Origin of the sequence: Pseudomonas neuropathica (assembly GCF_051174785.1) — a bacterium.
In the GTDB taxonomy this organism is placed as follows: Bacteria; Pseudomonadota; Gammaproteobacteria; order Pseudomonadales; family Pseudomonadaceae; genus Aquipseudomonas; species Aquipseudomonas neuropathica_A.
The window spans coordinates 829097-841297 of sequence record NZ_CP195111.1; the positions used below are offsets into that span (position 1 = coordinate 829097).

At 59.4% G+C, this 12201-nt stretch carries 13 protein-coding genes; 7 read left to right on the top strand and 6 right to left on the bottom strand.

Translation table 11 applies throughout. From position 1 onward, the window contains the following. Both ACRRSD_RS03770 and ACRRSD_RS03775 read right to left on the bottom strand, forming a co-directional pair. Positions 1-1491, bottom strand: a complete 1491-nt coding sequence (locus ACRRSD_RS03770; RefSeq protein WP_435037173.1) for an aldehyde dehydrogenase — start codon at positions 1489-1491, stop codon at positions 1-3. 282 nt (positions 1492-1773) lie between these two features. Beyond that, positions 1774-3150 (bottom strand): glutamine synthetase family protein, encoded by a 1377-nt coding sequence (locus tag ACRRSD_RS03775; protein ID WP_007918694.1) that lies wholly within the window; start codon positions 3148-3150, stop codon positions 1774-1776. Positions 3151-3432: 282 nt separating this feature from the next. Here ACRRSD_RS03775 and ACRRSD_RS03780 point away from each other — a divergent pair, with 282 nt between their 5' ends. The 5 genes from ACRRSD_RS03780 (at position 3433) to ACRRSD_RS03800 (ending at position 8682) form a co-directional block, all read left to right on the top strand. After that, positions 3433-4194, top strand: coding sequence for a gamma-glutamyl-gamma-aminobutyrate hydrolase family protein (locus tag ACRRSD_RS03780; protein WP_435037174.1), 762 nt, complete (start codon positions 3433-3435; stop codon positions 4192-4194). Between the two features lie 366 nt (positions 4195-4560). After that, positions 4561-5703 (top strand): ABC transporter ATP-binding protein, encoded by a 1143-nt coding sequence (locus ACRRSD_RS03785; RefSeq protein ID WP_007919249.1) that lies wholly within the window; start codon positions 4561-4563, stop codon positions 5701-5703. A 29-nt stretch (positions 5704-5732) separates the two neighbouring features. Next, positions 5733-6614, top strand: a complete 882-nt coding sequence (locus ACRRSD_RS03790) for an ABC transporter permease subunit (protein ID WP_371042493.1) — start codon at positions 5733-5735, stop codon at positions 6612-6614. Then, entirely contained in the window at positions 6611-7486 is an 876-nt protein-coding gene (locus ACRRSD_RS03795; protein WP_038365610.1) for an ABC transporter permease subunit, read from the top strand. Before ACRRSD_RS03790 ends, ACRRSD_RS03795 begins: the two co-directional genes overlap by 4 nt. Before the next feature lie 98 nt (positions 7487-7584). Next, positions 7585-8682, top strand: coding sequence for a polyamine ABC transporter substrate-binding protein (locus tag ACRRSD_RS03800; protein WP_435037175.1), 1098 nt, complete (start codon positions 7585-7587; stop codon positions 8680-8682). Between the two features lie 244 nt (positions 8683-8926). Here the strand turns inward: ACRRSD_RS03800 and thpR are convergent, their stop codons facing one another. Further along, positions 8927-9448, bottom strand: coding sequence for an RNA 2',3'-cyclic phosphodiesterase (gene thpR, locus ACRRSD_RS03805; protein WP_435037176.1), 522 nt, complete (start codon positions 9446-9448; stop codon positions 8927-8929). A 107-nt stretch (positions 9449-9555) separates the two neighbouring features. Here thpR and ACRRSD_RS03810 point away from each other — a divergent pair, with 107 nt between their 5' ends. Then, complete coding sequence (locus tag ACRRSD_RS03810) at positions 9556-9750, top strand: hypothetical protein (RefSeq protein ID WP_435037177.1); 195 nt, start codon at positions 9556-9558, stop codon at positions 9748-9750. 163 nt (positions 9751-9913) lie between these two features. Here ACRRSD_RS03810 and ACRRSD_RS03815 read toward each other — a convergent pair whose 3' ends face one another. Both ACRRSD_RS03815 and ACRRSD_RS03820 read right to left on the bottom strand, forming a co-directional pair. Next, positions 9914-10267 carry a DUF1428 domain-containing protein gene (locus ACRRSD_RS03815; RefSeq protein ID WP_435037178.1) on the bottom strand — a complete coding sequence of 118 codons (354 nt, stop codon included), beginning with the start codon at positions 10265-10267 and terminating at the stop codon, positions 9914-9916. A gap of 2 nt (positions 10268-10269) precedes the next feature. Further along, complete coding sequence (locus tag ACRRSD_RS03820; protein WP_435037179.1) at positions 10270-11352, bottom strand: hypothetical protein; 1083 nt, start codon at positions 11350-11352, stop codon at positions 10270-10272. A gap of 301 nt (positions 11353-11653) precedes the next feature. Between ACRRSD_RS03820 and ACRRSD_RS03825 the strand changes: the two genes are divergently transcribed. After that, positions 11654-11929: a hypothetical protein gene (locus ACRRSD_RS03825; protein ID WP_435037180.1), complete on the top strand. Its 276-nt coding sequence runs from the start codon at positions 11654-11656 to the stop codon at positions 11927-11929. Positions 11930-11985: 56 nt separating this feature from the next. On the opposite strand, the gene ACRRSD_RS03830 is transcribed toward ACRRSD_RS03825, so the two are convergent. Then, positions 11986-12189, bottom strand: coding sequence for a hypothetical protein (locus ACRRSD_RS03830; protein WP_007918829.1), 204 nt, complete (start codon positions 12187-12189; stop codon positions 11986-11988). Positions 12190-12201: the final 12 nt, after the last annotated feature.

Below are 12201 nucleotides of genomic sequence, written 5' to 3' on the forward strand. Positions count from 1 at the left end.
TCAGAGCTTGATCCAGGTCGCTTTCAGCTCGGTGTATTTGTCGAACGCGTGCAGCGATTTATCGCGACCGTTGCCCGACTGCTTGAAGCCACCGAACGGCGCGGTCATGTCGCCGCCGTCGTACTGGTTGACCCAGACGCTGCCGGCACGCAGGCCGCGAGCGAAGGTGTGCGCCTTGCTGAGGTTGCTGGTCCAGACGCCGGCGGCGAGGCCGAAGATGCTGTCGTTGGCGATCTGTAGCGCTTCTTCAGCGGTGTCGAAGGTGATCAGCGACAGCACTGGGCCAAAGATTTCTTCCTGGGCGATGGTCATTGCGTTGGTCACACCGTCGAAGAGCGCCGGTTGCACATAGAGGCCGCCGGTTTCTTCGAGGGTGCGTTGGCCACCGGCAATCAGCTCGGCGCCCTGCTCGCGACCGATGCTGATGTAGCGCAGCACGTTGTCGAGTTGACGCTGATCGACCACAGCGCCAACGGTGGTGGCTGGATCCAGTGAGTGACCGGGTTTCCACGCTTGCAGCGCTTCCAGCAACAGCGGAATGAACTGCTCGCGGATCGAACGCTCGACCAGCAAGCGCGAGCCGGCAGTGCACACTTCGCCCTGATTGAAGGCAATGGCGCCGGCCGCCGCTTGTGCTGCCGCGCGCAAATCCGGTGCGTCGGCAAACACCACGTTCGGGCTCTTGCCCCCGGCTTCGAGCCAGACGCGTTTCATATTGCTTTGGCCGGCATAAATCATCAGTTGCTTGGCAATCGCCGTGGAGCCGGTGAAGGCCAGCACGTCAACGTCCATGTGCAACGCTAGCGCCTTGCCGACGGTGTGGCCGAAGCCTGGCAGCACGTTGAACACGCCTTTCGGAATGCCGGCATCCAGCGCCAACTGCGCGATACGGATCGCCGTCAGCGGCGATTTTTCCGAAGGTTTGAGAATGAACGAATTGCCCGCGGCCAGCGCCGGGGCGAATTTCCAGCTGGCCATGATCAACGGGAAGTTCCACGGCACGATGGCCGCAACCACGCCGGAAGGTTCGCGGGTGACAAGGCCGAGTTGATCGTGAGGGGTGGCGGCGACTTCGTCGTATATCTTGTCGATGGCTTCGGCGCTCCAGCGGATCGCGTTGGCGGTCGCCGGGATGTCGATGCTCATCGAATCGCTGATCGGTTTACCCATGTCGAGGGTTTCCAGCAGCGCCAGTTCTTCCTGGTTCTGCAGGATCAGATCGGCGAAGCGGATCAGGATGCGCTTGCGCTCGGCCGGGGCTTTTTTCGCCCAGATGCCGGACTCGAAAGACTGGTGCGCGACTTCAACGGCGAGGTTGGCGTCGGCTTCATCGGTGCTGGCCACGGAGGCGAGGAAACGGCCGTCGACGGGGCTCAGGCATTCGAAGGTGTCGCCACTGATGGCCGGGCGGTATTCACCGTTGATGAACGCGCGGGCTTCGATGGTCAGGGACTGGAAGCGTTGTTCCCAGTCGTTGCGGGTCGTTGTCATTGTTGTGGCTCGACAAGGGGGGATTGGGGGTGTCGGGGTGTTGTGTCTGGCTTGAGATGGCTGCCCTCACCCTAGCCCTCTCCCGGAGGGAGAGGGGAGCGACCGAGTTGTCTCGGGATTTGCACCGACCTGAACGACCGAGTCGATTATGGATTCGGTAAAGCAGGTTCAGGTCGCTGGATTTCCCAAGCATCCCCGGATCAGTCCCCTCTCCCTCGGGGCGGTCCGACGTTTCGGGAGGGTTAGGGTGAGGGGCTTTTGGCTTTTGGGGCCTTCAAACACTCACACCGTATGCAGATACCAGTTGTACTCAAGATCAGAAATCGAGTTCTCGAACTCGGCCAGCTCGCTCTCTTTACACGCGACAAACACGTCGATGTACATCGGGTCGATGTAGCGGGCCATGACCTCACTGTCGTCCAGCTCGCGCAGTGCGTCACGCAGGTTGTTCGGCAGGCTCTGTTCGTTCTGCTCGTAGCTGTTGCCTTCCACCGGGGCGCCCGGCTCGATCTGGTTGGTCAGACCGTGGTGAATACCGGCCAGCACCGAAGCCATCAGCAGGTACGGGTTGGCGTCAGCGCCAGCAACGCGATGCTCGATACGCACAGCGTCGGCCGAACCGGTTGGCACACGGACCGCAACGGTGCGGTTGTCGATGCCCCAGCTCGGCGAGTTCGGTACGTAGAACTGCGCGCCGAAGCGGCGGTACGAGTTGACGTTCGGGCAGAGGAACGCCATTTGCGCAGGCAGGGTCTCCAGCACACCGCCGATCGCGTGACGCAGTGCGGCGTTCTGCTCGGGATCCTCGCTGGCGAAGATGTTGTTGCCTTCTTTGTCCAGGATCGAAATGTGCACGTGCAGACCGTTGCCCGCCTGGCCCGGATACGGCTTGGCCATGAAGGTGGTGTCCATCTCGTGGTCGTAGGCGATGTTCTTCACCAGACGCTTGAGCAGGACCGCGTAATCGCACGCCTTGATCGGATCGGAGACGTGATGCAGGTTGACTTCGAACTGCGCCGGGGCGCTTTCCTTGACGATTGCGTCAGCCGGGATGCCCTGCTCTTTCGCGCCTTCGAGGATGTCTTGCAGGCAATCGACGTATTCGTCGAGATCGTCGATCAGATACACCTGAGTCGACACCGGACGCTTGCCGGAGACCGGCGAACGTGGCGACTGTGGACGGCCATTCACATTGTCTTGGTCGATCAGATAGAACTCGAGTTCGAACGCAGCGCAGATGGTCAGACCGAGGTCGTCGAATTTGCGCACGACGTTGGCCAGCACTTCGCGCGGGTCAGCGAAGAACGGCTGGCCTTCGATCTCATGCATGGTCATTAGTAGTTGTGCGGTTGGGCGCTTCTGCCACGGCTCGATACTCAGGGTGCCGGGGATCGGGTAGCAGATGCGATCAGCGTCGCCGATGTCCAGACCCAGGCCGGTGCTTTCCACCGTGGAGCCATTGATGTCGAGGGCGAAAAGCGAGGCCGGCAGGTTGATGCCTTTCTCGTAAACCTTATGAAGACTGGTGCGTTCGATACGCTTGCCGCGCACCACACCGTTCATATCCGCAATCAGAAGGTCGACGTACAAAACCTCAGGATATTTCTTAAGGAATGCGTTTGCTTCGTTGAGTTGAACGGTACGCAGAGGGACCGACATGATGCACCTATTTAGCTGTTAATTATTATGTTCACTGCTGTTTCGCCGAGCCAGTCAACCCGAACGGCAAAGTGAAGTCAATAGCGAACAGATGGCCGCTCAGGGTTTATTTTTCGGGCTTTTTTTAACACTTGCGTGCCAATGCAGGCGCCACAGCCCCGAGAATCATGAAGATATGATGAACGGCGTTTAGAATTTTTTACATGGCAGTTGTTAATTAAAATCAACGAGGCTAAGCTCCGGAAAAGCTCGTTCAAGTGTCAAACTTCGAGGTGAATAAAAATGGCATTCAAGCCATTGATCGGCGTTACTGCGTGCGTCAAACAGATTGGCCTGCACCCCTATCACATCAGCGGCGACAAGTACGTACGTGCTGTCAGCGTTGGCGCTAACGGGTTGCCAGTGGTCATTCCTTCCCTTGGCAAGCTGACCGAAATCGAAGACCTGCTCGGTCAACTCGACGGTCTGCTGCTGACCGGCTCGCCCTCGAATGTGGAACCTTTCCACTATCAAGGCCCGGCCAGCGCACCCGGCACGGATCACGATCCGGCGCGGGATGCCACCACCCTTCCTTTATTACGTGCAGCCATCGCGGCGGGCGTTCCAGTGCTCGGCATTTGCCGTGGTTTCCAGGAAATGAACGTGGCGTTCGGCGGCAGCCTGCATCAGAAGGTGCATGAGCTGCCGGGCATGCTCGATCACCGTGAAGCCGATAGCCCGGATGTGGCCGTGCAATACGCACCGGCCCATGCGGTGACCGTGCTTGGTGGCGGTGTGTTCGAGGCGCTGGAATTGCCGGGCGAGTTTCAGGTGAACTCGATTCACAGCCAGGGCATCGACCGCCTCGCGCCCGGCCTGCGCGCCGAAGCGGTGGCGCCGGACGGCCTGATCGAGGCGATCTCGGTCGAGCACAGCCCGACCTTCGCCCTCGGCGTGCAATGGCACCCGGAATGGCAAGTGCTCGACAACCCGAACTACCTGAAGATTTTCCAGGCATTCGGCGCGGCTTGCCGGCAACGGGCGGCGCGGCGCAACCAGCGCTGACACAACCCAGGAATACATAACGATTTACTGCCCCCACGGACGTCGGGTGTGCCTGCGCACATCCGTCATCCGTGAACAGCAACACCCGTAATAACAACAAGTACGACCCAGGCAGCCAGGACGGCGGCGCCGAACAAGCCGGATGGCAGGAGCAAGACCGGCGGATCAATGCAAAACCCTGTGGGAGCGAGCTTGCTCGCGAAAGCGGTGTGTCAGGTAACAACGATGTCGGCTGACACGACGTCTTCGCGAGCAAGCTCGCTCCCACAGGGGGATGTGATCCAACCGGGGATGTATCTGCAGGCTTGCAATCCACTTAAGCCCGGCCACATTGGCCAGGCGAACGAAACCTGTTGGGAGTTTCACATGGCAAACGCCTCCAGCACTTACAGGAAGGCACTTGAAGGTCATCAGCAACCGAAAAAGGTGCTGGTGAAAGTCGATCGTGTCACCAAGAAGTTCGACGAAACCGTGGCCGTGGACGATGTGTCCCTGGAGATCCATCAGGGCGAAATATTCGCTCTGCTCGGTGGCTCCGGTTCGGGCAAATCGACCCTGCTGCGCATGCTCGCCGGTTTCGAGCGCCCGACTGAGGGGCGGATTCTGCTCGACGGCGTGGACATCACCGACATGCCGCCGTACGAGCGGCCGATCAACATGATGTTCCAGTCCTACGCGCTGTTCCCACACATGACCGTCGCGCAGAACATCGCCTTCGGCCTCAAGCAAGACCGTTTGCCCGCCAGCGAAATCGACGCCCGTGTCGATGAAATGCTGCGCCTGGTGCACATGACCCAATACGCCAAACGCCGTCCGCACCAGTTGTCCGGTGGTCAGCGCCAGCGCGTCGCCCTCGCCCGCTCGCTGGCCAAGCGTCCGAAGCTGTTGCTGCTCGACGAGCCAATGGGTGCGCTGGATAAAAAGCTGCGTTCGCAGATGCAACTGGAGCTGGTGCAGATCATCGAACGCGTCGGCGTGACCTGCGTGATGGTGACTCACGATCAGGAAGAGGCCATGACCATGGCCGAGCGCATCGCGATCATGCACCTCGGTTGGATCGCGCAGATCGGCAGCCCGGTCGATATCTATGAAGCGCCGGTCAGCCGCATGGTCTGCGAGTTCATCGGCAATGTGAACGCCTTCGACGGCACCGTGGTGGAAGACCTTGAAGGTCACGCGATCATCCACAGCCCGGACTTGCAGCAGAAGATCTACGTCGGTCACGGCGTCAGCACCTCGGTGCAGGACAAGTCGGTCACCTACGCGATCCGTCCGGAAAAAATGCTCGTCAGCACCACCCAACCCGAGTTCCGCTACAACTGGTCCGAAGGCAAGGTGCATGACATCGCCTACCTCGGCGGTCACTCGGTGTTCTACGTCGAATTGCCCGGCGGCAAAATCGTTCAGTCGTTCATGGCCAACGCCGAACGCCGTGGCGCACGGCCGACCTGGGACGACAAGGTCTACGTCTGGTGGGAAGACGACAGCGGCGTGGTACTGCGCTCATGAGAACCTTCAATCAGCAATTCCTGCGCCTGGTGCCCAGCGGGCGAAAACTGGTGATCGGCATTCCGTTCATCTGGCTGTTCCTGTTCTTCATGCTGCCGTTCTTTCTGGTGATGAAGATCAGTTTCTCGGAAGCCGCGCTGTCGATCCCGCCGTACTCGGAGATCTACACCTACGCCGAACAGAAATTCCAGCTGCTGCTCAACATCGGCAACTACACCATGCTCGGCGAAGACGAGCTGTACCTGTCGGCCTACCTCGGTTCACTGAAGGTGGCGGCGCTGAGCACGATGATGTGTTTGCTGATCGGTTTTCCGATGGCCTACGCGATCACCAAGACCGGCAAGGAAACGCAAAACGTCCTGCTGCTGTTGATCATGATGCCGACCTGGACCGCGATCCTGATCCGCGTTTACGCGTGGATGGGCATCCTCAGCAACAACGGGTTGCTCAATGCGTTTCTGATGTGGACGGGGCTGACCGATCACCCGATCGAGATCCTCAACACCAACACGGCCGTCTATATAGGGGTCGTGTACGCGTATTTGCCGTTCATGGTGTTGCCGCTCTACGCCAACCTCGTCAAGCACGACGGCAGCTTGCTGGAAGCCGCGCAGGACCTGGGTTCAAGCAACTTCAACAACTTCTGGAAAATCACCGTGCCGCTGGCCAAGAACGGAATTATTGCCGGCTGCATGCTGGTGTTCATTCCGGTGGTCGGCGAGTTCGTCATCCCTGAACTGTTGGGTGGCCCGGAGACGCTGATGATCGGTCGCGTGCTGTGGCAAGAGTTCTTCAATAACCGCGACTGGCCGGTGGCGTCTGCGCTGGCGGTGGTGATGCTGTTGATCCTGATTGTGCCGATTCTGCTGTTCAACCGCAGCCAGGCCAAAGAGATGGAGGCACGGGGATGAAACGCTTCGGTTTTTCCAAGTTCATGCTGATCTTCGGCCTGATGTTCATTTATCTGCCGATGCTGATTCTGGTGATCTACTCGTTCAACGCCTCCAAACTGGTGACGGTGTGGGGTGGCTGGTCGGTGAAGTGGTATGTCGGCCTGCTCGACAACACACAACTGATGGGCTCGGTGGTGCGCTCGCTGGAAATCGCTTGCTACACGGCGATTGCTGCAGTGGCGTTGGGCACCCTCGCCGCTTTCGTGCTGACTCGCGTCACGCGCTTCAAAGGTCGCACGCTGTTTGGTGGTCTGGTGACCGCGCCGTTGGTGATGCCGGAAGTGATCACCGGTCTGTCGCTGCTGCTGCTGTTCGTGGCCATGGCGCAACTGATCGGCTGGCCGCAGGAGCGTGGCATCGTCACGATCTGGATCGCCCACACCACGTTTTGTGCCGCTTATGTGGCGGTGGTAGTCTCCGCGCGCTTGCGGGAACTGGACCTGTCGATCGAAGAAGCGGCGATGGATCTGGGAGCGAAGCCGTTCAAGGTATTTTTCCTGATCACCATTCCAATGATCGCGCCGTCGCTGGCGGCGGGCGGGATGATGTCGTTTGCCTTGTCGCTGGATGACCTGGTGTTGGCCAGCTTCGTTTCGGGACCGGGTTCGACGACCCTGCCGATGGAAGTGTTCTCGGCGGTGCGTCTGGGCGTGAAGCCTGAGATCAACGCTGTGGCCAGCCTGATTCTGCTGGCGGTGTCGCTGGTGACCTTCCTGGTCTGGTACTTCGGCCGCAAGGCAGAAGCCAACCGCAAGCGGGCGATTCAGGAAGCGATGGATCAGACGGCGAACGAGTCGTGGCAACCACAGCAATCCGCAGCAACCGCTTAACCTGTAGTCAGCTCCTCGGTCAGTCCCCTCTCCCTCCGGGAGAGGGTTAGGGTGAGGGGGCTTTGCGTAAAATGAATAAAAAGAATGGAGTTGTACCGATGAAAATGTTTGGCAGGACTCTGCTGACACTGTCCTTAATGGGCGCAATGGTCATGGGCGCCCAGGCCAACGACAAGGTGCTGCGTGTTTACAACTGGTCCGATTACATCGCGCCGGACACCGTCAAGAAGTTCGAAGACGAGACCGGCATCCGCGTGACCTACGACGTCTTCGACAGCAACGAAACCCTTGAAGCGCGCTTGCTGGCGGGCAAATCCGGCTACGACCTTGTCGTGCCGTCGAACAGTTTCCTGGCCAAGCAGATCAAGGCTGGCGTGTATCAGACACTGGACAAATCGAAGCTGCCGAACTGGAAGAATCTCAACCCGGTGCTGCTGAAAAACGCCGCCGCCAGTGATCCGGACAACGCCCACGCGTTCCCGTACATGTGGGGCTCGATCGGCATCGGTTTCAATCCGGCCAAGGTCAAGGAAGTGCTCGGCGCCAATGCCCCGACCAATTCCTGGGACTTGCTGTTCAAACCGGAAAACGCTGAAAAACTCAAAGCCTGCGGCATCAGTTTCCTCGACTCGCCGACGGAAATGATCCCGGCCGCCCTGCACTACCTGGGCTATCCGGTGAACGACAAGGACACCGCGCACATCAAGGAAGCCGAGGCGCTGTTCATGAAGATTCGCCCGAACGTGGCGTATTTCCATTCCTCGAAATACATCTCCGATCTGGCCAACGGCAACATCTGCGTGGCGGTCGGTTACTCCGGTGACGTGCTGCAGGCCAAGGCGCGCGCCGTGGAATCGGGCAACAACGTGGTGATCGACTACAGCATTCCCAAGGAAGGCGCCGGCAGCTTCTACGACATGGTCGCGATCCCGCGTGATGCCGCCAACGTCAAGAACGCTTACCTGTTCATGGACTTTCTCATGCGTCCGGACATCATCGCCGAGATCACTAACAGCAACGGCTACAGCAACGCCAACGCGGCGGCCACGCCATTGGTGGATGAAGCGATCCGCAACGACCCGGGTTCGTACCCGTCGCAAGCGGTGATGGCAACGCTGTATGCGGTGCCGGATCAGCCGATTGCTACGCAGCGAATCATGACCCGCGGCTGGACCCGGGTGAAGCTCGGTAAATAAAAACACCGATGATCAAAAATGTGGGAGCGAGCCTGCTCGCGAAAGCGGTATGACAGGCGATGAAATGTTGGATGTGCCGACGCCTTCGCGAGCAGGCTCGCTCCCACAGTAAAGCAATGCAGTGCTGAAAATTTCCCGTTCACGCAGCGCCTTACCACCGCTGCACCCTGCTATGAACGGCCTCACCTGGCTCCCTCGGCTCAGGTGAATTCTCAGGCGCCCTCGGGCGCCTTTTTTTGTGCCTTCAAATCAGCGACCAATCTTGCAGAACCCGATAGCGGCCCTTGTGTGATTCGAACAGGGCGAAGCGTTCAGCGCGCAGGAAAAACTCCGGCGGCGTAGCGGCTTCCGGCTCCGGCGCACGGTACTCACGGGCCAGGGTCAGATGCGGGCGAAATTCGCGGATTGTCTCTTCAAAGGCAAAGGGCAACATGGCCTGCTCCAGCGCATAGACCAGCCGCAACAACGCTGGTGGTGCCTGCTCTGGAGCCAATGACAATACCCCGGCGCGGTGCCAGACCTGCAAACGATCCAGCGAAATCTTCAACGCCTCTCCCGGCGTGCGCACTTGTCCGGCCGCCTCGCAGACGTCGTTGATCTGCGCCAATGGCACTGCGCCGAGAAACAGCAGCGTCAGATGAAAATTGTCCGCCGGCACCGGCTTACCGGTTCGCACCCCCAACTCCCCGCGCCACTGAGCAATCGCCTTGCGTTGCGCCGCCGGGCAATCGAGCGCGAAAAACAGTCGCTTCGCTTCTTCGGTCATGGCCCTGCACCCCTGTTCGTCGTGATCCGCCGGATTCTACACAGCCTGATCTGACGACTCGTGACAGGAAGCTATAGTTCAAGGATTGCCATCAACCGGAGACCGCCATGCGCGCGATCCTCAGCAAAGAACCCTGGTGGGCGCGGCCACCGGAACCCGGGCAGGATGAGAAGGAGCTCGAATGGGGCTGGCTGGTGCATTACAGCGAAGGCGAGCCGCGTTTCGAATTCGTCCGTGAACGCCCGACTGACGAGCAGATCCGCAACCGCAAGAGCTGCCGCATCACCCCCTCATCCGAGTGAACACAGCCAGTGAGGACTAATCCTGTGGGAGCGAGCCTGCTCGCGAAAGCGGAGTATCAGTGACCTTTTTGTCGACTGACACACTGCATTCGCGAGCAGGCTCGCTCGCACAGGGTTTTGTGGTGAACCATGAATTTTTGCCCATATTAAAATTGGCAGGAGTTCAGGGTTCAAGAATGTTCTTGAAGCCACCAAAGATCATGCGTTGACCGTCAAACCCCATCGGGTTGACGTCTGGTTGCATGCGCGGGTCTTCCATCATTTTTGCCATGCCGGCATCACGGGTGGCTTTGTCCGGCCAGATCAGCCAACCAGATGAAACTGTTTCGCCTTCCTTTAGTTTTACCGCCATGGGGAATGACGTGACCTTGCCGTCCGGCACGTCATCGCCCCAGCACTGAACCACGTCCTGTGCGCCGTATTCCTTGAACAGTTTCGCCGCGATTTCACAGTGTTTTTTGTACTGCTCACGATTGGCATTCGGCACCGGCGCTACGAAAATATCGATGTAAGCCATGATCACTCTCCTTGCACGTTGGGTTCGATCTGCTGATTGGTCGATTGCGGTGGCCGCCATTCGACAGGATTCACGCCCAAGCCGACCGACGGCTCATCGTCCCCACCCAGATTGCGCTCGACCTGCCCGGCCATGTGCAGCGTGCCGGCCATGACGCCGGTGGTCGGGTTCTGCACCAGTTTCAGCCAGGCCTTGTCGAAGGTGCTGCCAAGACTGCTGCGGATCAGCGCTTCACTGTCCGGCCGGTCATTGGCCTGAATGATCGCGCGAATGCCGGCCACACCGACCGAAATCAGTCCGCCAGCCAGTTTCCCGGCCGCTGCGGCCACTGCGCTGGCAGCCCCGCGCGGGGCCATTTCCGCCTCCATCCGTTGGCTGGCGCGTTTGGCCACCGGGGCCATGCCGGCATCCGTCGAGGCAATCCCCTTTGCGCCGCCCTCAGTGTGGATCTTGTCGATCAACGCGGCGTAGGCCGGCAGCGTATTCAACGGTTCGGTACTGATGACCTGAAACAGCGAAGCATCCCGCGCCGGTGGCGGGCCCAGCGCGATGGCCGGGACTTTCTGCAAATGCCCGTTGAGCTGACCAACGGGCACACCATGGCGTTGGGCGATAAGCGGCATCTGCTGCGCCATCAACTGCGCATAGAACGCCGTCGCCTGGCCAAGAATGGCATCCGGATCAATCTCCACCGCGACCGGGGCCAGCACCCTTTCCTGATATTGCTCAAGCAGATACGCCGCCAGCCGCTTGGCCGACGCATCCTGCTCACCACCGGCATTGATCGTGTACCAACTGACCTTCATCGACAGCCATTCCTGGGTCCAGTAGCTGCTGAACCACGGGATGAAATTTTCTTCAGTTTGCTGATAGACCCGAGTGCGCCAATGTTCCATCGAGCCACGGGCAAAGACTTTGACCTGTTCGGTGGATTGCTGCGAGGCGCTGACGATTTCCCGGTCGATCTGCTGCCAGGTCTGCGGCGAGACAAACACCGCCTGCGGCGCTGCCACCGGCGCCCGCGCCGAGGTGGCGCAGCCGGCCAGCAGCAACAGTGCGGCGACGAGCAGCGCACGGGGGTTCACGGTTGAGGTTTCCTTTCAACAAGGAGGAGTCAGATTTGAGTATAGGTGTGGGCGTCGGACCATTTGTCCGCTATCGCGAAAACACTGTAGATCCCCTGTGGGAGCGAGCTTGCTCGCGAATGCGGTGTATCAGACACATATGAATCGACTGGTTCGACGCCTTCGCGAGCAAGCTCGCTCCCACAATGGTCTGCGACAACCATCACTGCCATCGATATTCACCATCGCCACGATTGCCTTCCGCCCGCCGTCCATGAAAGGCACGATAAAGCCATCCGAAACACAACGAGGAGTTCACAACATGATTCACACCCACGTCACACTCTCCGTGAGTTTCCCGGTGTTCGGCAGCAACTACTACGAACAGCACGCCGTGTCGCACAAGGCGCAGGCACTGGTGTTCAACGAAGATTTCGAAGATCTGCTGATGCCCGCCGCGACTAATCATTTCAGTAATGAAGTAGTCGGCATCAACGATCAGTTCCGTTTTCTGAGCGACATTCTCGCCACCCATTTGCTGGACATCGAGGCCTCCGTGCCTGCGCGATCCAGCGTCCGGGCGAGCGCTCACTTTTAATTGAGGGCTAATGACAGAGGGCGTTCCTTTTTGGGGAACGCCCTCTTTCTGTTCAATCAGTCATCATCCCGATCACGATAGTAACGACGCCCGTCGCGACGATCATCGCGATCATCCCAGCGCCGGTCGTGGTCGTAATTACGGCCATGATCGCGGTCGTAATGCCGGCCATGGCGGTGGTCATCATCAAAATCCGCCACACAGCCGCCGAGCAATACGGCGGCGGTCACGGTCAGCAGCATTGTTGTAGCGCGCTTCATTCAATACTTCCC